At 22.1% G+C, this 24,621-nt stretch carries 25 protein-coding genes; 10 read left to right on the top strand and 15 right to left on the bottom strand.

From position 1 onward, the window contains the following. Nucleotides 1-11: 11 nt before the first annotated feature. Nucleotides 12-1,880, top strand: coding sequence for a ComEC/Rec2 family competence protein (locus tag AACL15_RS02915; RefSeq protein ID WP_339033311.1), 1,869 nt, complete (start codon nt 12-14; stop codon nt 1,878-1,880). A 10-nt stretch (nt 1,881-1,890) separates the two neighbouring features. Here AACL15_RS02915 and rpsT read toward each other — a convergent pair whose 3' ends face one another. Further along, nucleotides 1,891-2,133 (bottom strand): 30S ribosomal protein S20, encoded by a 243-nt coding sequence (gene rpsT / locus AACL15_RS02910; RefSeq protein ID WP_339033310.1) that lies wholly within the window; start codon nt 2,131-2,133, stop codon nt 1,891-1,893. A gap of 131 nt (nt 2,134-2,264) precedes the next feature. Here rpsT and holA point away from each other — a divergent pair, with 131 nt between their 5' ends. The 7 genes from holA (at nt 2,265) to coaE (ending at nt 10,153) form a co-directional block, all read left to right on the top strand. Then, nucleotides 2,265-3,218 (top strand): DNA polymerase III subunit delta, encoded by a 954-nt coding sequence (holA, locus tag AACL15_RS02905; RefSeq protein ID WP_339033309.1) that lies wholly within the window; start codon nt 2,265-2,267, stop codon nt 3,216-3,218. 19 nt (nt 3,219-3,237) lie between these two features. Continuing rightward, nucleotides 3,238-4,701, top strand: coding sequence for a hypothetical protein (locus tag AACL15_RS02900; RefSeq protein WP_339033308.1), 1,464 nt, complete (start codon nt 3,238-3,240; stop codon nt 4,699-4,701). Nucleotides 4,702-4,800: 99 nt separating this feature from the next. Beyond that, nucleotides 4,801-5,295, top strand: coding sequence for a methylated-DNA--[protein]-cysteine S-methyltransferase (locus AACL15_RS02895; RefSeq protein WP_339033307.1), 495 nt, complete (start codon nt 4,801-4,803; stop codon nt 5,293-5,295). A gap of 994 nt (nt 5,296-6,289) precedes the next feature. After that, the gene (locus tag AACL15_RS02890) at nt 6,290-6,568 is read left to right on the top strand and encodes a hypothetical protein (protein WP_339033306.1); all 279 of its coding nucleotides are present in this window, start codon (nt 6,290-6,292) and stop codon (nt 6,566-6,568) included. A gap of 13 nt (nt 6,569-6,581) precedes the next feature. After that, complete coding sequence (locus AACL15_RS02885; RefSeq protein WP_339033305.1) at nt 6,582-7,622, top strand: hypothetical protein; 1,041 nt, start codon at nt 6,582-6,584, stop codon at nt 7,620-7,622. Nucleotides 7,623-7,730: 108 nt separating this feature from the next. After that, on the top strand, nt 7,731-9,563 hold the full coding sequence (locus AACL15_RS02880; protein WP_339033304.1) for a hypothetical protein: 1,833 nt from the start codon (nt 7,731-7,733) through the stop codon (nt 9,561-9,563). Between the two features lie 14 nt (nt 9,564-9,577). Then, a complete protein-coding gene (gene coaE, locus AACL15_RS02875) occupies nt 9,578-10,153 on the top strand; it encodes a dephospho-CoA kinase (protein WP_339033303.1) in 576 nt (191 codons plus the stop codon). A gap of 63 nt (nt 10,154-10,216) precedes the next feature. On the opposite strand, the gene AACL15_RS02870 is transcribed toward coaE, so the two are convergent. From AACL15_RS02870 to AACL15_RS02845, 6 genes are all read right to left on the bottom strand, one after another. Continuing rightward, entirely contained in the window at nt 10,217-10,975 is a 759-nt protein-coding gene (locus AACL15_RS02870; protein WP_339033302.1) for a hypothetical protein, read from the bottom strand. A gap of 124 nt (nt 10,976-11,099) precedes the next feature. Beyond that, nucleotides 11,100-11,714, bottom strand: a complete 615-nt coding sequence (locus AACL15_RS02865) for a SprT-like domain-containing protein (RefSeq protein WP_339033301.1) — start codon at nt 11,712-11,714, stop codon at nt 11,100-11,102. Nucleotides 11,715-11,728: 14 nt separating this feature from the next. Further along, a complete protein-coding gene (locus AACL15_RS02860) occupies nt 11,729-13,042 on the bottom strand; it encodes a DNA polymerase IV (RefSeq protein ID WP_339033300.1) in 1,314 nt (437 codons plus the stop codon). Continuing rightward, nucleotides 13,032-13,850, bottom strand: coding sequence for a TlyA family RNA methyltransferase (locus tag AACL15_RS02855; protein ID WP_339033299.1), 819 nt, complete (start codon nt 13,848-13,850; stop codon nt 13,032-13,034). Before AACL15_RS02855 ends, AACL15_RS02860 begins: the two co-directional genes overlap by 11 nt. A gap of 22 nt (nt 13,851-13,872) precedes the next feature. Further along, nucleotides 13,873-14,745, bottom strand: coding sequence for a hypothetical protein (locus AACL15_RS02850; RefSeq protein ID WP_339033298.1), 873 nt, complete (start codon nt 14,743-14,745; stop codon nt 13,873-13,875). A 3-nt stretch (nt 14,746-14,748) separates the two neighbouring features. Beyond that, on the bottom strand, nt 14,749-16,383 hold the full coding sequence (locus AACL15_RS02845) for a 1-deoxy-D-xylulose-5-phosphate synthase N-terminal domain-containing protein (RefSeq protein ID WP_339033297.1): 1,635 nt from the start codon (nt 16,381-16,383) through the stop codon (nt 14,749-14,751). 142 nt (nt 16,384-16,525) lie between these two features. Here AACL15_RS02845 and AACL15_RS02840 point away from each other — a divergent pair, with 142 nt between their 5' ends. Continuing rightward, complete coding sequence (locus AACL15_RS02840) at nt 16,526-17,242, top strand: glucosamine-6-phosphate deaminase (RefSeq protein ID WP_339033296.1); 717 nt, start codon at nt 16,526-16,528, stop codon at nt 17,240-17,242. Between the two features lie 26 nt (nt 17,243-17,268). Here the strand turns inward: AACL15_RS02840 and xseB are convergent, their stop codons facing one another. From xseB to AACL15_RS02815, 5 genes are read right to left on the bottom strand one after another with little or no spacing between them, the layout of a single operon-like run. Further along, nucleotides 17,269-17,472 carry an exodeoxyribonuclease VII small subunit gene (xseB, locus tag AACL15_RS02835; RefSeq protein ID WP_339030956.1) on the bottom strand — a complete coding sequence of 68 codons (204 nt, stop codon included), beginning with the start codon at nt 17,470-17,472 and terminating at the stop codon, nt 17,269-17,271. Nucleotide 17,473: 1 nt separating this feature from the next. Beyond that, nucleotides 17,474-18,742, bottom strand: a complete 1,269-nt coding sequence (gene xseA / locus AACL15_RS02830) for an exodeoxyribonuclease VII large subunit (RefSeq protein ID WP_339033295.1) — start codon at nt 18,740-18,742, stop codon at nt 17,474-17,476. Nucleotides 18,743-18,780: 38 nt separating this feature from the next. Next, nucleotides 18,781-20,262 carry a hypothetical protein gene (locus AACL15_RS02825; protein WP_339033294.1) on the bottom strand — a complete coding sequence of 494 codons (1,482 nt, stop codon included), beginning with the start codon at nt 20,260-20,262 and terminating at the stop codon, nt 18,781-18,783. A 12-nt stretch (nt 20,263-20,274) separates the two neighbouring features. After that, nucleotides 20,275-20,676 carry a transcription antitermination protein NusB gene (locus tag AACL15_RS02820; protein ID WP_339030962.1) on the bottom strand — a complete coding sequence of 134 codons (402 nt, stop codon included), beginning with the start codon at nt 20,674-20,676 and terminating at the stop codon, nt 20,275-20,277. Nucleotides 20,677-20,698: 22 nt separating this feature from the next. Further along, nucleotides 20,699-21,742: a lipoprotein gene (locus AACL15_RS02815; protein ID WP_339033293.1), complete on the bottom strand. Its 1,044-nt coding sequence runs from the start codon at nt 21,740-21,742 to the stop codon at nt 20,699-20,701. Between the two features lie 65 nt (nt 21,743-21,807). Between AACL15_RS02815 and AACL15_RS02810 the strand changes: the two genes are divergently transcribed. Beyond that, nucleotides 21,808-22,233, top strand: a complete 426-nt coding sequence (locus tag AACL15_RS02810; protein WP_339033292.1) for a hypothetical protein — start codon at nt 21,808-21,810, stop codon at nt 22,231-22,233. Between the two features lie 27 nt (nt 22,234-22,260). On the opposite strand, the gene AACL15_RS02805 is transcribed toward AACL15_RS02810, so the two are convergent. From AACL15_RS02805 to AACL15_RS02795, 3 genes are all read right to left on the bottom strand, one after another. Beyond that, nucleotides 22,261-23,166, bottom strand: a complete 906-nt coding sequence (locus AACL15_RS02805; protein WP_339033291.1) for a deoxyribonuclease IV — start codon at nt 23,164-23,166, stop codon at nt 22,261-22,263. 133 nt (nt 23,167-23,299) lie between these two features. Then, nucleotides 23,300-24,196, bottom strand: coding sequence for a riboflavin kinase (locus AACL15_RS02800; protein WP_339033290.1), 897 nt, complete (start codon nt 24,194-24,196; stop codon nt 23,300-23,302). Beyond that, a complete protein-coding gene (locus tag AACL15_RS02795) occupies nt 24,186-24,458 on the bottom strand; it encodes a hypothetical protein (RefSeq protein ID WP_339033289.1) in 273 nt (90 codons plus the stop codon). The genes AACL15_RS02800 and AACL15_RS02795 overlap by 11 nt, the downstream gene beginning before the upstream one ends. Nucleotides 24,459-24,621: the final 163 nt, after the last annotated feature.

Below are 24,621 nucleotides of genomic sequence, written 5' to 3'. Positions count from 1 at the left end.
GTCTTTTTTTAATGTTTTTTCTATTATTCTATAAGTTGGACATCAATCAAAAATTAAATTTTAATATTTATAAAGTAGTAGAGGTAAAAGAAGGTTATTTTTTATTAAAACAGTTAGCAACTCTTTATTATATACCAGTAGGGGAAGAGGAGTTATTAGTAGGGGAGTTTATTAAAATTAGTGGAGTAAGTGAAAAAGTCAGTGTTTCTGGTAACTTTTGAGAGTTTGATTTTAATTCGTATTTACTTAATAAAAATGTTAAATTTCGAATATTAGAACCAATGATAGAGAAGACAAATGGTCATTTTGTGCAATTTTATTTATATAAATTCATTAATTCTTCTAATAAATTAACTAAACTATTCTTATTTCAGCAAAAAACCAATGATCCAATTTATACTAATTTAACTTCATATTCTTTAAGTTTTTTAATTAACTTAAGTGGTTTTAATATCTATATTATTAGCTATTTTTTTAATAAAAAAGTGTTTAAAAATTCAAAAAAATATAAAAAATATAAAATTATTATTTTAGTTCTAGTTTTATATTATTGTGGACTATTAAGTTTTCCCCTATTTTTTTTAAAAACTTGCATATTTTTGATAATAAGATGAGTAGAAGAAAATTGAAAATTCAGATTTTCAAAAATAACCAAATTTTCCATCATTTGAATTATTTGCTTATTTATTAATCCATTATTTGTATTTAATATAGGTTTTATTTCTATAATTATTGCTTTTTTATTTATAAAAAAATATGAGGATAAAAAGCCAATTACCAATATACTTTATAATTTTTTAATTGTGAATGCAGTATTCCTTCCAGTTCAAATATATTTTGATTATAAAATATATTGATTAAGTTCATTTTTTGAAATACTTTTAATTCCATTAATTAGTTTTTCATTCATTTTATCTATATTTTTTTGAATCCCATTTTCTAGTTATTTACTAGATTTTAATTATCAAATTCTTTATTCGTATTCTAAAAGTTTTCAATATATTAATATTTTTACAATATGTGGTCACTTTAGTATATTTTTTTTAATAACTTATTTTTTAATGTTTAAAATTATAACTACGTATAAGTTTAATAAAAGAAAAATTCAAAGAATATTAATTATGTTATTTACTTTAAATGGTTTTTATTTTTTTCAATCAAATCAATTCACTAAAATTAGTCCCTCAGTTACAATGTTAAATGTTGGAAATGGAAATAGTTTCTTATTGCAATATAAAGGTAAAAATATTTTATTTGATGCTGGAAAGGGAAGTGGTTTTAGTAAAAAAAGTTTGCAGCAATATTTAGTATATGATGGAGTTAGAAAAATTGATGCTATTTTTATAAGTCATAATCATAAGGATCATTATGATCAAATTAATGATTTAAAGACCTTCTACAATATTCAAAATATTTTCTACAATTATGATAATCAATTTAATTTTAAATTTAAGGATTTAAAAATTAGTAATTTCATAGAGAATCAAAATAAGGATGAAAATGATAATTCTCAAGTTTCAGTAGTAGAAGTACAAGACAATAAAATATTATTTACAGGAGATATTTCCAAAAAAAGAGAATCTAGATTATTGCAAAATAAAGAGTTTCTAGAAATGATTAAAGGGGGTGTTGATTTACTTCAAGTTGCTCACCATGGTAGTAAAACTAGTAGTTCTGAATTATTTATTGAGACAATAAAACCTCAAAAATGTTTTATCTCTGGACATAAGTCAAAAATGTATGACTTTCCAAGTAAAGAGACAATAGCGACATTAAAAAAATATCAATGTAAAACTTATATTACAAATTCTAGAAATAGTTATAAATATAAAGTTAAAAGTAATAAAGTGATTAAAGTAGAAAAAAAACTTCTTTTATAAGAAGTTTTAATTATTTCATCAATCTTGATTTTTCTCTTGCAGCTTTATTAGCTTTAAAAATCCCTTTTGTTACTGATTTATCTAATAAACTAATTGCTTCATTTATTAAAGTTTCTTTTTCTTTAGAACCTTCTTGTTTTGCAACTAAAGCCTTTTTGATTGCAGTTTTAACTGAACTTCTAAAAGCTTTATTAGCTAAACGTGATTTTTCATTAGTTAAAATACGTTTTTCTTGTGATTTAATATTTGCCATGTTTGTAATTCACCTCTCTAAACAAGATATTTATATACAAATAAAGTATATAGTAAAAAAATATCTAATTCAAAATAAATTATATTTTTTGTTAATTTTTAGTGGTAAATTATACTTAATAGGTGATAAATATGTTCTTTGTATATTCTAACGACAATTTTTTAATTAAAAAGCAAATTGACAAATTATGCCAAAAGGCAAATATAGATAATGAATATGATATTTTTGAATATTCATTAATTGATGATTCAATTATAAAAATTGTTGAAGAAATTACTACATATTCAATTTTTTCAAGTAAGAAAATTATTGTTATAAATGATTGTTGATTTGTTAATGAATCGAAAATTAAACTTTACAAGGATTATGATTCTAAATATGTAGAACAAATTTTAAATAATAATAGCAGTGAAGTTGAAATAATAATGACTTTAAATTCTGATAAGTTTTCAAAAAAATTAAAAATAGCAAAATTAACAGAAGAAAAGTGTAAAATGTTAAAATTAGAGGAACCTAATTTAATACAAAAAAAAGAAATAGTAACAAAAAGATTAGAAAATGCAAAAATAGAATTTGATTTAGATTCAATTGAAATATTTTTAGATAAATTACCAAATGATATGCAAGTATTTACAAATGAAATTAATAAAATAATTAGTTTACGAAAAAAAGTAACAAAGAGCTTAATAAATGAAATAACATCAAAATATAATAACTTTGATAGTTTTCAAATTGCTAATTGTTTTATTTCAAATGATATAAATACTTTTTTAAAGCAATGATCAAGTTATATGGAAATAAATAATGATATTTTTTCATTCCTTGCATTATTAGCAAGTAATTTGATTACATTAAGAAATATTATTTTATTAAAAGAAGAAAGAATGAGTAATTCAGAAATTGCATCAGTTTTGGGAGCAAATCCATATCGTATTTCAAAACTATTAGAGCAAAATAAACTAAATATTAAACAAATAAATGATAAAATTAAATTGTTATATTTACTTGAAAAAAATATAAAAAGTGGGATTTTTGATAATAAAATTATTCCAGAGATTGAGTTGCTAAAAATGTTTGATGTTTAATAAGAATAGAGGTTAAAAAATGGAAGCTAACAAGATATATCAAAGTTCGATATTTTTATTAGCAAATTTAATAAAAAATGAAAAACTAAGAGTTGAATTACTTAATAGCTTAGAATATAAGAATCAAGTAATTGAATTAGTTAATGACTTATTGATTTTAGAAATAGATGAAAGTTGTAGTTTTAAAGATAAAAAATGAGGACCATTTTTTGGAAAGTCTTTAGTAAACATTACGAAGGAAAAAATAAAATTTGTAAAACCAGATAATAAAAGTATTGATGAAATATTAAGTGATATTACTTATTTGCAAACATATTGCTTTAATAATTTACAAATATCAAGAGATTCTTTAACAGATGAAAATTTTGAATTGACAGAAGAGTTTATTAAAGAAAACTCAAAAGTATCACCAGAATTAAAAGAAAAATACTTAAAAGCAACTGAAAAAAGTAAAGTTGAACCAGAAATTGTTGATAAACAAAAAGAAAAACCAAATATAGAAACACCTGATTATTCAAAAATGGCAGGGGCACAAAGTGCACAAGGAAATCCTTTTATGGGAAGTGTTCCTTTACATCCCGCGCAAGATCCAAGGTTTTACCCGTATAGTAGTAAACCAAAATATATAAAATGATTGAAATTGTCATTAGCACTTTCAATTGGGGTTTTTACACTATTATTTGTTGCATTATCTATTTTTGTTCAAGTTGCAAAACCTTTTCTAATAGATAATAACTTAAATCAAATTGATGGCTTTACTTCAGCATTTCATCAACAATGAAAGGAGTTTTTAGCAGAAAAATTAAAAGCAGATAATGCTGCTTGACTTTTTGCAAATTCATTGGGAATGCAATCGGGGTCTATGGGAATTACATATATGATCATTATGACACTAGTAATAACATGAACTATTTATACAATTCTTCAACCTCCAAAAACTTATAGACAAAAATTTATTATTCCCGGAATGAATTTAATTATTCCTTCAATGTTTCTGATTATGATGTCATTTAGTTTTATTAAAGGATTTTCATTGATTTTTGGTTCAAACATACCATTATCACAATTAAGTAGCTCATTTTTTAGTGTTGCAAAACAACAAGGAGAAAAAGCTAATTTTGATGAATGATATAAATTAAATCAATTAGGACTTAAAAATTTAATTAATGATATAAATGCTTCATTTAATATGACAGGAGCTAAAGTATTATTTTGACTATTCTTTGTTTCACTTTTAATGACAGCTGCTTCAATTATTGTAATTCTTTGTTTAAATCCTAAATTAGATAGAGAAAAAATTGCAAAAGCTAATAATGAATATCAAACAATGATTGCAGAAGCAATGCAAGGTAGAAAATATGAAATTGATCAAAGTATTTATGAAGATCAAAAAGATATTGATAACTTTTTAAGTGAACTTCAAAATAGAAAAAATAAGCATAATAATAAAAATAAAGACGATGAAAAGGATAAAGATGTTTAGTAATTTCATTTTAAATAAAATATAATTAACTTTTAAAATATATTAAAAAACTCAGCATCAGTTGAGTTTTTTTAAATATAATTTAGATGGGTGATATTGATGGATGAAAAAGTTCTTAAAATTTTTAAAATAAAAATGTTTGAAATGGAAGTTGTTAAAATAGGGATTATTAATAATAAGTTGAGTTATATTGGTTTTGAACGTGACAATATTCATGATTTTTACAAAAATTATAAAATAAGAAATGTTTTAAAAAATGATGAATTTATTAAATATATTGAATATCTAAAAAAGTTTGAGAATAGAGAAGATTTTAAATTAAATTTTGATGAGTTATTTTTACCAAATTTAACAGATAAACAAATAGATATTTTAAAAGAACTTTGTAAGTTAAAATATGGAGAATATAAAACATATTCTGAATTTGCAAAAGATATTAATAAGAGTGATTATACTCGTTTTATTGCTTCTTGTATGAGTAAGAATCCAATTTTATTACTAATTCCATGTCACAGATTAATTAGTAAAAATTTGGATATTAAATATAGATCTGGAAGAGAAATAAAGAGTTTTTTATTAAAAAATAATTTTTAATAGTTATTATCCTTTTTCAAAAAAAATGAGAATTGATTACTTCATTTTATAAAATTTACAATATTTTTATAAAAGATGTGTGGTTATAAAAATTTATAACCATAGAAACAAAAAAGATGGAAAAAAATATTCTTAATAAAAATCAAATATTTTTGGATACAAAATTAAATACACAAAATAAGCTTTTGAATTTATATCTGGTAAAGCCTTTGGATTTTAAAATCAAGAAGCATTAGTTAGCGGTTTTAAAAATCGTGAAACAGAGGTAAAATTGGATTTGAAGGTGGGTATGTGATACTTAATGCTAGATTAAAATAAATAAATAAATCAGCTTGTATATTTGTAAAATTAGAAAAAGAAATTGAATGAGATTCTCTATATGGAAAACAAATAAATATATATTTGCAGAAATAGTTTTAGAAAATAAGAATTATATATATTTATCAATATTAAGTGAATTCTCAACAAAGTTTTTAAATAAGGGATTAAAAACTCAAAATCAAAGAAAATATTTTTGAATCAAAAATTTAAAAATGAAAATTTAACTAAAAGTAAAATAAAAGTTATTGGATTTATCTTGTCCAGATGGTGTTGCACATGGATACATGGTAAGAGAGGCATTATTAAAAGCAGGACAAAATCTTGGATGAGATATAAAAAAATAAACCCAAGGTGAAAAAATGAAAAAATTTAAATTAGCAGAATAAGATATTAAACAAGCCAATATCGTTTTTAAACTATTGATAATTCTTTTAATAAAAGTCAATTTAAGAGTAAAAAAAAAATTTGGGTATGGGGGTTATCTGTCATATAATCTTATTTAGAATTTTGGTGCAAGTTCAATCTAAAAATAAAATACTAATAAAAAAATAGTAAAGCTTAATAAATGTTATTTAAAAGATACAATCTTCATATGAGTGTTATATGAAGATTTTTTATTTTTACTTTAATGTAATATAAAAAAACTTTATAATCATAAAGGTGAGGTACTTTAATGAGTTATTATTATAAACATAAATATGGATTTTCAACTCATTCAATTCAAAGAATAAGAGAAAGACTTAGACTTAAAGATGAAGAGGAATTCAAATTAAAAGAAAAAATACTAAAAATGATTGCAAAATCAACTTATAGTTTTGAAACAAATAAATATATCTATATAAAAACATTAAAAAATGAAGTGTACTTTGTTATTGATAAAATTCAAATGACAATTATAACTGCAACACCAATTTCACCAACAAAACAATTATGATTAATAGAGAATGAATAAGACAGGTGCTAATATGAAAAAAATAAAAAGAAATTTGATATTACCAAGTGAATTTTTAAATAATTGAAAAACCCAAAATGAAGATGGAACTTTTTGTTTTAAATATATTGATTTTGTAAGTGATAAAGTTGAAGAAATTAGAATTGATAATGTACCTTTTATAGAAGTTTTATTTAGTGATTATGAAAATTATGATCTTAAAAAAATTATAAAACAATTTAATCAAATATCAAAAGTAGCAAAAGCTATTATTGATAAGAGAATTAAAAAAAATAAAGATAATATTGAAGTTACAGGTAAAGAAGTTCTTTTCTTAAAATATTTTTATTTCCTAATAACAATAATAAATGGTGAGTACAAGTATTCATTTTCAAATTCTAATAAAAAATATAGAATATTTGATGTTTTAAATAAAGAAGTTCAAGAGGACTATAGATTAATAATTTTAGATATAGTTAGTTATGTTCTTTTTGAAATGTATGATTATATTTTTAGTAAAAGAACTTTTGAAAGTTTATATGAATATGTTAAAGACTCTTCAATAAACTTTGATTTACAAGAATATCAAAAGAGAATAATTATTCCTTATGATATTTTGGTGACTCAAAATTACAAATTTTTAGATGTATATTTTCACAATATTGTAAATAATACTTTTTTTAAGTTTTTTAGAATATCTGACTTAGATAGAGAAACATTTTTATTAACAAATAAGACAGTTGCCAATTTTATTGATGATAGAACCAAAATTAATATTTTAAGTATTTTTGTAATAGATCCAAAAATGGCAATTGGATTAGTTAATTTAGGACCAGGAAGAGGAGAGTATAGACCATTATTTAAATACTTTAATGAAAGTGTTATAAATAAGGAAATTATGCCTTATTGTTTATCACCAGAGCATAAAATAGAGCAAGATGGAATTTATCTTTCTGGAGATCAAAGGTTTAAATTTTCAATTTTTGAATTAATTGAAAATCAAGTTAAGTTAATCAATGATTGTCTAACATACAGAGATTTAAAATCTGATTTTGAACAATTTATTAAATATTAAAATAAAAAAATTCTATTATGAAATAGAATTTTTTTTATAAAAATCATTATCTAAAAAAAGTGGAAAAAATATTATATAATTAATATAGTTTTATGGGGATGTTATATCATGGGCAAAGTAAAAATTTTAAAAAATAATAAAAAATCACAATTTATGATAATTGCTTTAATTATTTTTTCTTCTATTATATTAATATATTCAACATTACTAGTTATTTCACCAATAATAAATAAAAATAATATTGAAGCAATTAATAATGCTATTTTAGGAGAAAATTATCAAAAAATACTGTCAATATTTTTATACAATGGTAAATCGTGAATAGTGGGGCCAAGCAAAACATTAATTTCTTTTTTGCCAATGATTTTAAGTCTAATAGTAATTATATTTTTAAGTAGTAGATTAATAATTCATAGTGTAGGTTATAGAACTAAAACTACAATGGGAATTTCTAGAATTGTTAGACCAATCAAAAGTTATCAATTTACAATGATTTTTGTTTGAATTTTTTTAGTATTATTGATGATAACAATGACTTTATCTTTAATATCTGCATCACCTTTTTTTATGGGAATAGCATTTCAATTTAGTGCCTCAAATTTTATAACAATTGATGAAACAATTACAGTTAAAATTGTTCAACAATTAGATGGTCAATTTGGACAAATTTATTGATTATCTTATGGAGCATTTTCAAAATTACAAGGTGTTAACAATCCTGAACAAGTTTACAAAATGATTGATAAAGTTATGTGATTTATAATGCCAATTATTATTCAATTTCTAGCTTTAATTTTAGGATTTATTGGAGCTATATTTGGTGAATGTAGTTGATGATCAATTAATATGCTTGTTTTAAAAACATTTGATTTTCAAGCTGGTACAAAATTATTAGATGAATATACTAAAGTTAAAAAACCTAAAATTAAAGAAAAAAAATGAAACGAAAAACCAAAAAAACAAAAGGATTTAAAAGTCAAAAAAACGAATTTATCTACAAATCTTAATAATGAGGAAATTAAAACAATTGAAATAGTTGAGCCTAAAAATTATGAAGAATTAAAAGAAATAATGTCAGAGAAAAATAATGAAATAATTAAGCAAATTGAAGTTATTGAAACTATTAATAATAACGTTGAAGTAAAACAAGAAATTTCTGAATTAAAAAATGATGATAATCTTGAAAAAAATATTGAAAACAAGAAAATTGAAGCAAATTGAAGAAATAGTGAAAACAATCAACATAATCGAATTGAATCTTTACAGACAACTGAGTTTGGAAATATAACAGAAATTGAAGATATTTATAATGAAAAAGCATTAAAAGATAAAACTTTTGATCCATTAATTGAAACTAAGTGCGTTCTATTTTATAAAAAAATAATTAAATTATTAGAGCAATCAGATAATACAGATACTTTATTGTATTGAAATACAATAAAAAAGTCAAAAGAAATAAAGGATTCAAAAAGCAATGATTGATTAACTATTTCAAATGAAATAGAAAAAGAAATAAAATCATTTTCTACAGTTGATATCGAATTTGTAAATTTGATTGAAAAACTAATCTCTAATTCAAAAAGCAATTTTTTTGGTAGATATAAAAGTGATTTAGAAGAGTTAATTGAAGATTATCATTTCGCATTAAAAACATGAGATTTATTGGCAGCAGAAATAAAACTTGAACAAATTTTGGCAATTACTTTCAGAAAAAAAGAATTATTGCCAAAAGTAGGTTTCTGTTTGAAAAATAAGGTTTTGAACAATTATAAAAATATTGATCAAAAAACAAATGTCATTAATAGATTGGAAACTGCAAAAAATAATAGAGATTTTAAAGGTTATAGAGATATTTGTGTAGAAATAATAAAAAACGTTTCACCAATAAAACCAATTATTAGCAATTATGTTAACAAAATAATTTATAATCAACATAATTAAAAGAGGTGTTTTTATTGAAAATAATTGGAGTTAGTGGCTTTATTGGAACTGGTAAAACAACTTTGCTAGATCATTTAAGCAAAAACCCTAAAATAAAAGTAATTCAAGCTGATAAAGTTTCTAAAGATATTCTTTATGATAATAAAATATTAGATTTTATTAGAAAATTTATGCCAGAAGTTATGAATGAAAATCAAATTGAAAGATCGATTTTAAGAAAGTTTTTATTTAATAATCATAAACTTAATGAAAAATTTACTAAAATTGCTTGACCATTAATTTCAAATGAAATTAAAAAAATTATTGAAATTGAAAAGGGTGCAGAATTAATTTTTATTGAAGCTGCAGTTATAAGTGGGATTAAACTAAAGTTTGATAAGAAAATATTATTAACAATGGATAATGAAAAAAGATTAGAAATTGTCAAACGAAGAGATAATAGGGAACTAGAGGAAATAGAGTCTATTACACAATTTCAAATGAAAAAACTTAAAAATACTAAATTTGATTATGTTTTAAATAATAATAAAAATAAAAAAGAATTTTTAAAAGATATTGATAATTTAATTGAACTAATACAAAGGGGTTAGTTCTTGTAATCTATGAAAAAAAACTGACATTTTAAATAAAAATCAAGATTTAAATCTTGATTTTTATTTTTTATTTTTATTTATAGGTTTTTTTGCAACTGGTTTTTTAATACTGTTACTTTTATTATCATCTTTGATTAAACCAACTTGTTTTAATGCTTCTTTAACAGCTTGTTGAATTAATTCTTGGGTTTCTTCTTGGGTAAACATTTTATCATTAATTTTTGTCTTACTTACTGGTTTTATTGTTTTAGATTTAAGCTCTTGAATTTTATTAGGTTCAATAGTAGTTAAATTGCCCTTTTTAGAGACAATGGAAGGTCTTTTTGTTCTTGGTAGTATTATTTCACTAGAATTACTTTTATTTACTCCTTTAAGGGCCTTATATTGAGTTTCTGGATGCTCTTTTTTATAAGTTTGAGCATTTTCAATGACTTTTTGTAGATCACTTGAAGTTTTTGAAAGTGAAGAGGGTGTTTTAGACTTATTCATTTTTGCTTTTAAAATTGCAATCCTGTCATTAATTTCTTCACTAGTAACTACATTTGTTTCTGTTTCATCTAATGAAAGTTTAGCTATTTTTTCTTTTTCTTTTTTAATTCTAAGTTTTGCTTTTGATAAAATGTCACCAATACTACCTGGAGCATCTTTTTGTCTTGATTGACTTTGGTTAATTTCTTCTTCAGTTTGAATACCATGCATTCTTCTAATTTTTGCATTAAGGTCTTCTTGAATCAATTTATTTTTATTAAAGACATTTTGCAACTCACAAGTATGAATTTTTAAATGAGTAGGGCAAAACTTTGGTACAATTCCTGACATAAAAACCTCCATAGAATTTATTTTAAAGTAGTTATTCAATACAATTTTAACATTATTAAGTGTTTAATTAAGGCTAAAATATCTTATTTTTACAAAAAAAGTGCATATTACAATATGCACTTTTTTATAATATTTGAAACATTATATTACAGTCCATACATTTTATATTTAATGCTACTTCTCTTGAATTGTTTATAATAGTATCACAGCCTTTACAAAGATACTTATTACTTTTATTATAACCCTTTGGTTGATAATTAATAGCATCTTTGTGCATTAGAGACTTAAAAAGGTCTTTATTAAAATCTAACTGATTTTCAATATAATTTATAAGATCTAGTGTAGGGGAAGTGGATGAAAAACCACGTCTAGAGTTTTTAACCACAGTTAGCATTGCTACCTCTTCACAAGTTTTTTTAAAATGTTTATTATGTCTTTGATTGTTTTCAACGTCTTTAATATTTCTTTCAAAATTGTATTGGTGTACCATTTCATGAACAAGTACCCCTATTATGTTCAAATAATTTCCATTTAAAGCTAAAGTTCATATAGTTATTTGATTTAACTCATCTGATCAATCTTTTGCTGTATCAAAATGACCTAATGTTAACCTACTTTTTCGCTTACTAGTTTCAATATTTATTTTAACTTGTGAAAGGGTATTAGAAAATAAAAATTTATTTAATTGATTATGTATTGAATGTAGTTCTAAAATTAAATCATCAATTCGATATTTCATATAATAACCACCCCCTATTTATTTTTTCATTTATTAATAATTTGTTCATTAGAAATATGCACATCATCATTTTTTAAAAATTTAGATTGAACTATATTTTTTTCCATATATTTCAATAACTTCTCCCCAGTAAAAATTTTGTCTTTTCCAAATTTTAAATTTAAGTTATAAATAACTTTTTCAACCTCATTATAGTTTATTCCTTCTAATAAATCTATTTCATCAATTGATAATTGTTTTGTTTGTTCAATTTGATTAGATAAATTACTTATTCGAACTCCCAACAATAATATTGGTTGACCAGTTCATAGTTCATAAAAACATTGTTTTGCAATTGAATAAATTATTTCTGGATTATTTGTAGGTTCTTGAACAGAATCTTGTTTTGTAATATGTTTTTTTCTTAACTTATCATTATAAAATTCAGTAATATTATCGTCTAAATATTTAACAACTATTGTAATAGTTTTTCCTTGTAAAAATCTTTTTTTTGCTCTGTCAGCAATTTTTAAACTTAACTCATAAATTATTTCTTCAATTTCTTCATGATTAGTTGTTGTAAAATTTAAAGTCAATTCATTACCAATTGATTTAAATTCACTAGCTTCTCTTGAGACTTCATCGTTGCCTTTACCATTAGCTCAGTATCAAAGCGTCATTCCCCTTTTACCTAGTATTTCAATTAAAAATTTTAAGTCCATTAAAGCTAAATCTCTTATAGTTAAAATATTATTTTGATTTAAAATTTTTTGAGTTGCTGGTCCTATCATAAACATTTTTTCAACATTCATTGGTCAAAGTTTTTCTTGTATTTCTTCTTCTAATAAAAATGAAATACCTTTTGGTTTATTAAAATCTACACAAGTTTTTGCTAAAAATTTATTCGTACTAATTCCAATTGAACAAGTTAGACCAGTTTCTTTGTAAATCATATCTATAATTGCTTGAGCAGCTTTTTTAACAGAACCATATTTTTTTCAACTTTTTGTCATATCAATATAGCACTCATCAATTGAAGCTACTTCAAAATTTTTTGTAAAATTATTATAAATGATATCAAAAACTTTTTCTGAATAATCAATATACAAACTAAAATCAGAATTAGCAATGTAAAGATCTTTACACATTTCCATTGCTTTAAAAACTGGTGTTCCTGCTTTTATTCCAAATTTTCTTGCATTATAACTTGCTGTAGTAACAATAGCTCTTCTATTTGGTGAAGCAACAACAACATTTTTATTTCTAATACTTGGATCTTTTGCTATATGACAGCTTGCAAAAAAAGCATCCATGTCTAACAAAAAAATTACTTTTTTATTATTCTCCATTATTTTCAAAAAACTCCCAACATTCATTTACAAGATTTAAAATTAAATTTACATTAAAAATATTTTTTACATTATTTGTTTTTTTAATATAGCATAAATACTCAATATTTTTTTTCTTACTACCAAGAATTGGAGATCAATTAATATCAATTATTGAGAAATTATTTTGATTACAATATTTGATAACTCTTTTTATTGATTTTATATGTCCTTCTTTTGAATTTATTTTACCATTTTTTACATCTTCACGATCTGATTCAAATTGAGGTTTTATTAAAATAACTCCACTAGTATTTTCTTCAACAATATCTTTTAATGGTAATAATATTTTTTCTATTGAAATAAAACTTACGTCACAACAAAAAAAATTAATTTCTTTTTCAAAAAAAGTTTTATTTACAATTCTAAAATTAGTTTTTTCTAAAGATTTAACTTTTGGATTATTTCTTAATTTTCAATCTAATTGATTTGTCCCAACATCAATTGCATAAACATAATTTGCATTATTTTGTAAGCAACAATCTGTAAAACCTCCAGTTGAAGAACCAATATCTAAACAAACTTTATTTTCAATATTAATATTTCAATAGTGAATTGCTTTTTGCAATTTATTTCCAGCTCTACTTACAAATTCCTTTTCTTGCTTTAATAATTTTATTATTATTTTTTCTTGATCAAATAATGTTCCAGGTTTAGTTATTTTTTCTTCGTTAACTAAAACTTTTCCATCAATTATAAAACCTCTTGCTTTATTTCTGTTTTCAGTTAATTCTAAATCCAATAGAATTTGATCAAGTCTTTTTTTCATATAAAATTATCTCCTGGAATTTTTATTTTTTAAATTTTCTTTTCTTTGTTAGGTTTATTTTTCGCTCTTTTAAATTACTTATTTTTTTGTTATTTTCAATATTTTCATAAAGTTGATTTTCTTTATGTACTCATTTACTTATTTTCTTAAATAATTCACTACCATATGTATCTTCAAAACCTTTTTTTATTTTTTCTAGTTTTTTCATATATTTAGTTGTTGATAATGAAAACGGTTTTGTTAAGTTCAATTTCTTGTAGTTACCTTCGCTTAAAGAATCCTTAATATCTAAAAGCATTTTATCTTTTTCTTCATTAGATTCCACATAAATTTCTTCACTGTTTTTAAGAACTTCAGATTGAAAATTATCTTCTTTTAAAAGATTTTTTAAAAAATTATTTTGATTAGATTCTTTTGATATTGACTCTCCAAAGTCTTGAATTGTTTTCTCAACTAATGGATCCATTTCTTTTGTATAAAGAATATCATCATCTAGTTCTAATGAAGAATTCTCTTTAAATGGTTCTGAAATATTTAAAATATTTTTTTCATCAATTTTTTTTAAGTTGATACTAGTATTATCTATTTTATTTTTTTGATTTTCAAAATTTAAAATATAATGTTCAGGCAAGTTATCATATAATTCCCTATTAAATTGATTTAACTCTCTTATCAAAGTATCTTCTGAACCTGTGGGAATAATAATTAATTTATCATATTCTAATAAAATTTTTTTATCAGTTTTTGTTTTTAAATGTAATATTCTTCTTAGTTCTTTTAAGTTATCAAAAAATTCAACATTTTCTTTACTAGTTTGTTTATGAAGTAAGTCAACAATTTCTTTATCTTTTGAAATTTTTTCTAAAAAATAATTTTTATCAATAATATCTTTCATTTTTTATCCCTCAAATATTTTCTTTATAACTGTTTCAATGTCCATGTTTAAATCTTTTAGTAATAATTCCTTCTCACCATGCTTTATATTAATTTTATCAAATGAGAAGCTATATATATTAAGATTATTATATCTATTTTTAATATTTGTAAATAAATTATTCCTATTAATTACTTGCTCATAGACAAAAATTTTATTTGTTTTATGTTTTTCAAGTAATTTAATATCTATTGGATTAATATATCTCGCATTTATTAAGTTAATTTTTAAATTATTTGTTTCTATATAATTTTTAAATTCACTTAATACATTTCCATAGCTAATTAAAGTAATATTGTTATTTTTATTAAAAATTAATTCTTGTCAATCACCAATTTTGAATTCTGAATCTATTTTATCTTCAATAGCTTCCAAATTTTCATATCTTAAAAAAAATTGTTTATTATTTGTTAAATATGACTGTTTAATCATATTTTTTAAGTCATTAATACTATATGGTTGGCAAATTATAGCTTGATTAAAGTTATTTATCATGAATAAATCATATATTCCATGATGACTAACTCCCCCACTGTAACTTAAACCTCCCCTATCTATTAAAAAGTTCATAGCTAAATTATTTCTAAAGACATCATGAACTAATTGATCAAAAGTTCTTTGAAAAAACGTTGAATAAATTGAAATAAAAGTCTTTTTATTTGTATTTGCTATTGCACAAGCTACTAATACACTAAATTCTTCATTTATACCAACATCAATTACATTATTTTTAAATTTATTTTTTAAGTTAGTAAAATTTGAAGAATTTAACATTGCAGGACAAATTAAATAATCATTTTTTGTAAAGTATTTTTCCAATTCAATAGCTATTAATTTGGAATAGTTATTTACAATATTAGGTTCTAGAGAATGTTTTTCAAATAGATTTTCTTCTCCACTATAACCTAGTGCTTTTTTAGTAAAACAATGAATTACAACATGTCTTTTTTCTTCATTGGCTTGATCTAATGCTTTAAAAAGTTGATTAAAATTATTACCATTTTCACATTTAATATATTTTAATCCTAAAGATTCAACATACATTTTCATATCTTTTATTTTTATTGAATTTTCTCCAATTGCTTGATTGTTATCGTTTAAGATTGTAATAGTTTTTTTTTCTGCATTTTGTAAATTAAGTAAACCTGCTAATGTATATGAACCTAAAAAGGCAGCGTCTCCTATGATAGAAATAATATTTTTTTTATCGCTTGCAATTGCATAACCGAATTGATAAGCAATTGAAGTTGAACTATGTCCAGTACTAATTCAATCATGATTAGACTCCGCTATTTCTTGAAAGTTACTTAAGCCATTAAATTTTTTTAATGTTTTAAATTTTTTTAATCCATGAACTAAAAGTTTATAAATATGTGATTGGTGACCTGTATCAAATAAAACTATTGATTCATCTAAATTATAATAAGCTAAAATAGATAATGTCAATTCTACAACTCCAAGATTACTTCCAATATGACCCTTGTTTATTTTTACAAAGTCATTTAAAAAAAATCTTATTTCTTGTGCTAATTGTATTAAACTTTTATTATCTTTCATTTTGTATAAGGTTTTATAATTTTTTAAATCTGCTAATTTCATTTGTTTCACCTATCTTATTTTACAATATTGAGTGTATAAAAAAACAAAATGTTTATGTTTTTTTTGTTATTTACTTTCCCTTTTGGAAAGTAAATAACAAAGATCTTATTTTAAAATTGAATTAGAAGAAAGGAATTGAAATATGAATATTATAAAAACAAAAAATTATGATGAAATGAGTGATATGACTTTAGATTTATTTATAGATATTATTAATAAAAATAATAAAGAAAGAATTAATATTGCATTAACTGGAGGAAAAACTCCTCTACTTTTTTATAAAAAGTTAATTGCTAATTTAACTAGAATTAAGGACATAAGTAAAATACACTTCTATAATTTTGATGAAATTCCTTATAAAAAAGATCTTTCAAAGGGAGTAACTATTGAAGATTTAGAAAATATATTTTATTTACCTGCTAAAATAAATGAAAAGAATATTAAAAAAATGAATATTTTAAATTGAAAAGAATATATAAGTCAATTAAAAAAAGATGGAGGTTTAGATTTAGTTTTATTAGGTATTGGTACTGATGGTCACTTTTGTGGAAACCTATCAGGAGTTACAAAATTTGGTGACACAACAAGATTAATTAATAATGAAGATTTAGAAAAAAATCTTAGTGTACCTAAGTTAGATGCAAATTTGTTTCACAGTCACTATGTTACTTTGGGACCTAGGGAAATAATGGCAAGCAAAAATATCATTATGATTGCTAATGGAGAAAACAAAGCAGACATAATTAATAAAATAATAAATGGTCCAATTATAGAGGAAGTTCCATCTTCTATATTAACATTGCATCCAAATTTTAATTTAATTATTGATGAAGAAGCAAATAAAATATTAAAAGTATAAAATAAAATCTGGTTAAAACCAGATTTTTAAAAATTTGTTACATCATTATTATCTAAAACTTTTTTAACTTCACCCTCAAGAAAAGTTAATTGCTCCTTAGCTTCTTTAATCATATCAGTTCCCTTTTTAAATAACTCAATAGAATTTTCCATTGAAGTATTTGAATCATTTAATTTATCTGATATATTTTTTATTTCATCTAATAACTCATTAAAATTTTTTTTATTCATGTTATTCACTTCCCTTTTCTAATTTAAAATTAACAGTACCATCTTTTAAGACTGCTTTTATAATTTTATTTTTTGATACTTCTTTAATAGATCTGATAACTTTATTATCTTGCTTTAAAATTGAATAACCTTTTGATAATGGCAAGTAAGGACTTTGTAATTCAATTTTTTCTTTATAAGTTTTTAACTCTATAATATTTTTTTCTAATTTATTAATTAAACTTCTTTTTCAAGTTGAAATATTATTTTCAAAAGTAGTATTTATAAATTTTAATTTGTTAAGAATAATTGAATTAAAATTTATAGAAGTATTTTTAAAATTATTAATCATTTGATTAAATTTATTTTTAATACTTAAATTTAATTTTGAAGATAGATTATCAACTTCTATAATTATTTTTTCAATTTTAGTTTTTAACACTTTACCAAATTCATTAGTTTTTGTAGATAAAGCCTGTAATACACTTTCTTTATCAGGAGTTACTTTTTCTCCAGCTGCAGTGGGTGTTGAAGCTCTAAAGTCAGAAACATAATCTGTTAAAGTTATATCAGGTTCATGTCCAACACCACTTATTATTGGTATTTGACTTTCTCTAATTGCTTCAAGAACTTCCATTTCATTAAAAGATCAAAGGTCTTCATAGCTTCCTCCACCTCTTCCAACTATTAAAGTATCAATTTTTATTTCAAATTCATTTGCTTGTCTTATTTTTTTAGCAATATCTTTTGCTGCTCCATCCCCTTGAACCAAAGCTGGAAATAAAAATATATTTACTGGTGGATATCTTCTTTTAACAGTTGTAATCAAATCTCTAATTGCATCACCTGTTGCAGCAGTTACTATACCAATGTTTTTTGGAAATTTAGTAATTGGCTTTTTAAATTCATCAAGAAATCATCCTTGCTCTTTTAATTCTTTATATCTTTTATCATATAAAAGAGCAAGCTCTCCAACTCCATCTACTCGAACATCATAAACAACAAAAGTTATTTTTCCTGTTGGTTTATAGTATGATAAAGAACCTCTTGCAATAATTTCAGTTCCCTCTCTAATATTTAAATTTGTAAAAATACTTGCATTAGTTTTTCAAATTGCACAATCAATTTTTGCTTGACTATCTTTAAGCGAAAAATAAATATGCCCTGTTTTATTAAGAGTTAAATTAGCAATCTCACCTTTTACATTTACATTTTTAAAAGTATTTGAATCTTCAAGATATTCTTTTAACATATCTGTGAAGTCAGTAATTTTAAAGATCATTTCTGTCATTTTAGCACCTCTTAAATATTATCTGCTTTTTTTATTATTTAATTCATTTCTTCAATAAATTTTTTTGTTTTTAAATATAAAATTTCATAATTTACTAAATCTTGTTTTAATATTTTTTTATTTTTTAAATAAAAAACTAAATCATCATATTTATTATCAATAAAATTTGATAAATCTCATATATTTTTTTTATTAACCGATTCTTTAAAATTTAGATATTTATCTTGATCATAATTATCAGTTAATAATTCTATTTCATCTTTACTTTCCTCATATAGTTTTATAAAGTTTTTAAATCTAAGTATTTTTTCATTTGAAATAGTTTGTTCGATTTCATTATTATTTTCATCTTTGTTTTCTATTTGATTTAAGTTATCATTTTGTGGTTCAAAAATATTATCGTTTGATAAATCCGCTAAATTTTCATGATCATTAAAAGTAACTGTTTTTTCTAAGTCTTGCTCTTCTTCAGATTCAAAAGAAGTATTTACTTTGTTTAATTCAACTTTTTCTTCTTTTTTATCATTATTTTCTAAAATTTTATTTCAATATCAATTTAAAGTATCTGACGTCTTAGAATTATTTGTTGTTAATTCTATTTCTGGTTTTCTTTTTTGATTTTTAGATAAATATTTTATGAGCTCATTAAAATTTTTAAAGTTTCTTAAAGATAATGGTTTTAATAAACTAAAGAAATTATTTTTATCTACTGTGAAAATAGGTCCATCATCTTTAATAAAGTTGGTAAAAAACTTTAAATCATTTACTAAGGTAGTTTTATAGTCTTCTTTTACTTCAACATTGTTGAAAAAAACATAAATTGTATCTTCTGCTATTACTTCAGATAACTTTTCTATTTTATTTTCGTATTTTAATTCATCGTAATTAAACGGTGTATAAAGAAATTTACCTAAACTATTTACAATATTTTTTGCTAAAAATTGATTTCACTCATTCTTATAACTTATTTTAGTTCCACTAAAAATATTATTAGATAAAACATTAAATAATTCTTTGTCATAAACTTTTAGTAATTTGATTAATTGGTCTTGATAGTGAGAAATTTTTCTATCTAACTTTGCATACTTTAAGAAGTGCTGATTATTATATCAGTCTAAATTTCTAATTGTTACATTTACATTTACGTCATCTGTAAGTTTGTGAATTAAATTTTGAATCTCTACATCTTTTTTTGATACTTTAGTTGCAGTTATGAAAACAACATTTTCAAAATGTTGTTTTGAAAATTTTCTCTTTGATTTTTTTAAATAATCTTTTATTAATAAATAATTTTTTGAATTAAAAATCTTATATTCAAAACTTTGTAGATAACAATAAGTTGAAAGTTCACAAAAAGCTTTTGTTAAAAAATTTTCTTTAACTTCATCATAAGAACTTATTTTTTGTTTAAAAATATAATTTTTAAACTCCTTATAAATTAAAAGTTTGATTTCTTTTGCCATCAAAAGCAGATGATCATTTAAATCTTTTTTTAAATTTGTGAAATTTGTAATACTCATATATTTACCCTCTTATTTTATATTATCTAAAAGACCATTTACAAATGCTGTTTCAAAGCTTGGTAAATACTGTCTTGTTAATTCGATACTTTCATTTATTATTATTGCCTTTGGAGTTATTTCTTTTTTTATTTCATAAACTGCATTAACTAAAATTGCTTGAATAATTTTAGGCAATCTAGTTCAGTTTCATAATTCAGGCAATAATGATGAAATTATTTTTTTGTATTCAAGTGTATTTTCTAATATATCAAAGATATAATTATTTAATTCTTCATCCAAACTATCTAATTGAAAACCGTCTAAAACTTCTTGTTTTATTTTATTTATATCTTCTTCTAATAAAAAAAGTCTATATAAAATTTGAATTGTATTTTTTCTTCTTTTTTTTAATATGGTAATTGTTTTTTCCATTTTCTTTTTTTATCTTTCTTTTTTATTCTTTTAAAACAAAAGTTTTACCTTTTAATCCTAATCAATTATAATCATTATCATTTGTAGTTTTTCATTCTTTACCAGCTTTAAATTTATTTATTAGTTCTTTAAAGCCATTCAATAAATTAGGATTTGTAGGTTCATCTTTTGACGTTATTAAATCCTTATATAATTTTGCTTCAGGTGATAGAACTTTTCATTCATAATTTTTTTCATCACTATTATGAGGATTCTTTACATAAGTTCACTCTAAACTATTTGATAAATCAAATTGATTTTCAGAAGCTTCTTTAATTGCTTTTAAGATACCTTTTATAAATTTTATTGTAACTGTCTTATTTTTTTCTAAAAAATCCAAATTTACTTCTTTTGATTGAGTTTTATCAATTAAATTGTATAAGTCATTAAAAAAGTATTTTTCAATTTTAATTGTATTTTCAATATTTCCAAAAATACTGTCTTGACCCTCACCTTCATAAACTAAATCAGTCATTTCTGGGATATTTGTAAATTTTAATTCTAAGTATTTTTTATTAAATTCTGTTTCGTTTCCATCATCCTTTATTTCTTTATATTTAAAATAAACAGGAATTGTCTTATGTTTATTCTCATTAAAAGAACTATTCAAATAATCAATAATAGTTTCTGAGTCCTTAATTTCTTCTTCATTAGCTAATTGAATTTTTTTCGAAGCCTTATCTTCACCAATTGGAAAACCCGTATTAGTTTTATAAAACTGAAATTCAATTTTATCTTCTACAATTTTATCATCACCAATACCAAATATTTTATTTACATCTTCTTGATTAGTAAAGTTATTTGCAATTATTTGTTTTATTTCAGTATTAATTTCTGTTATTTTATCACTATCATTAGTAGCATCTTTATTAAAAACAATTGTATTATGAGTTTTTGTTCCTCAAAATTTTTCAATATCTTTGAAGCTTTTAAAAGTATTATCACTTGTTATTTTACAACTAACTATTTGAGTTGCTGGAGTAACAATTATTGATAAGCCAGTTAAAATTGTAAGTAATTTTTTCATTTTTTTCACCTTAATTCACTATTATTTTACATTAATATATTATTAAATAAAGAAGAAATTTAGTGATGAGTGATGATTTTTTAGATGATAATGTCAAAATGAATACTTTATTTCATTTATTAGGCAATAATCAACAACCAGAATTAAAAAATAGACAAATTAATGAATTATGTATAAAAGTATTAATAAATTTTAAAGAAATTTATGCAGATTTAAAGATAGTTAGCTTATTTGATAAAGAATGCTTAAAAAGATATAAGTTTAACCTTAATAGATTATTTAATGATTGCCAAATTGATCTAGATGAAATGCAACAATATAGTGAAAATCAATATATTTGAGTCGAATTTTTAACACTAGTTTCAATGTTGAGGACACTAGAAAATGATTATTTTCAAGCAAATTTTTTTAATGAAATTAATGAAATTAATGAAAATATTGTAGTTCCAGATAAAACCTTAAGACTAAGATTAAATTTATTTCATAATTAAGTAAAAAACTGCTTTAAAAGCAGTTTTTTACTTAATTTCCTTATCTTTAAAAGGATTTGTAAATTTATTATTTTTAATCATTTCAATTTCAACCTTGTATGGACTTATTTTTCCATCAATTCAAGGTGTTTCTAAAACAATCGGTATTTCTTTAAATAATGGATTATGAACAATATTTGCAAGTGAATCAAAGCCAATATAACCATATCCAATATTTTCATGACGATCTTTATGATTTGAAATAGGATTTTTACTATCATTTAAGTGAATAGCCATTAACTTATCTAAACCAACTTTTTCATCGAATTCTTTAACAACTTCATCAAAGTTATTTTTAACGTCATAACCTGCATCATGCATATGACATGTATCAAAACATACACCAACTTTATCCTTTTGTTCGACTAAATCAAGTACTGTTTTAATTTCTTCAAATGTAATACAAACTTCCGTTCCTTTTCCTGACATAGTTTCTAAAGCAACTTTTACTGGAGTATTTGGTAGGGCTTTATATACCATATTTAACCCTTTGGCAACATTGGCCAATGCAAGTTCTCTTGGAGCTCCAACAGCTGCACCTGGATGCAATACAACAGTATGTACACCAATTTCTTCTAATCTCATTAATTCTTCTTTTAATAACCTAACTCCCAATTCAAAAGTTTCAGGTTTTACTGTATTTGCTAAATTTATTGTATATGGTCCATGACAAATAACCTTATTTATATCGATATTATTATCAATTAGCATTTTTTTAAATTCAACAATATTAAGTTTACTTGTTTCAGTTCTTCTAGTATTTTGTGGAGCTCCTGTAAAAAACATTAAAGTATTTGCTCCATTTTCAATTGATTCTTTTGCACTACCAATCAAATAGTTATTGGCTGCATTCATTCCAACATGACTTCCTAAATAAAATTTTTCTTTTTCCATAGTTTATATTGCTCATTTCTTTCATAATTATTTTAACATAATTCAATTAAAGTAAATATCTCACATAATAGTTTAGTTTTTTTACTTTAAAAAAATATCAGCTTTTAAAATTTAGAAGCTGATATTTTTAATGTTATTTTATATATTTTTTAAATTTAAGTGTATTTTTAACATCTTTTTTTAGTAAATCTTTTAATTCCTCAAAACCACTTACTTTAATATTTTCTCTTAATTTTTCAAGCAAAGTAACTTCAACTTTTCAGCCATAAATTTCTTTGTCAAAATCTATTAAAAACACTTCAAAAACATCTTGATTCATTTCATTTTTTCAATAACATCCAGATCCTAAATAGTGTGTTTCCAAGCTTTCAACATAAACATCACAAGCATATACTCCATAACTTAAAACTATAAATTCTTCTGTTATTAAATTTATTGTAGGAAAACCAATTGTTCTTCCCCTCTTTTTGCCTTCACTTACTCTTCCAGTAAATTGATAATTTAAATTATTTATTTTTTCAAATTCTTTAAACTTACTTTCCTTTAATAAGTTTAAATTATTTTCAAGATCTTTTGTTTCTTTAGAATCAATTATTATTGCATCCTTTTCTCAACATTTTTTAATAAAGTTTGTAGAAAATTTATTTGCTTCTGGTAAATTAAAGTTTTTAGCTACCATCATTTTATTTATATTTAAAAATTCACTAATATTTTTATAAAGATCAATATCATTCATAGAATTAATCATTGGATTTAATTGATAAAAAACTACATAATCAATTTTATTTGCTTCAGCCTTTTTAATTATATTTTTAGAGTTTCAAAGACCATAATTCATTTCTCTATTGCTTAAAACAAAAAGAGTTGTCTTTAATTTTTCTTTTAATGCTATTTTTTTTAATAAATCTATTTGTTGATCTTCTTTTTCACTTCAATTTTCAAAGTCTGCTAATAATCCAACTGATTTATCAAGGTGCAACATAATCATTGTCATATTATTATAAAAAAATGTAATAGTATTAGATTTCATTTTTATCACCATTTTTTAATAATTTATAGTTATTTTCTGCTTGTTCAAAATCAAAATTTGTTAAAATTCTTTTTTTAAATTTAAATGCTTGTTTCATACTTGTAAATGTAAAAATAGTAAAGCATTTTGTACATTTAAAATAACTATCTCTTTTATCTTCAGCAATATTATCATGGAGACAATTGCTTATTCCTTGATTAAAATATACGTAATCAAGATCAAATTCCAATTCTTCATTTAAGTCAAATATTTTTTTATTCATAAGTTATCACCATATTCTATTTTAACATATATGCATTTATTTTAAAATTAATTCTAATTAATTTATTATACAAAAATAAAGTTTTAATTTTTTTATGAATAAATTATTTTACATTTATCTAAAATATTTAAAATTATTTTACAATTACTTTTAAAATAATGAA

It is taken from the genome of Spiroplasma endosymbiont of Cantharis rufa, assembly GCF_964019665.1.
GTDB lineage: Bacteria > Bacillota_I > Bacilli_A > Mycoplasmatales > Mycoplasmataceae > Spiroplasma_A.
The sequence above is the reverse complement of the archived record's forward strand: the minus strand, read 5'-3'. Positions and strand labels throughout refer to the sequence as shown.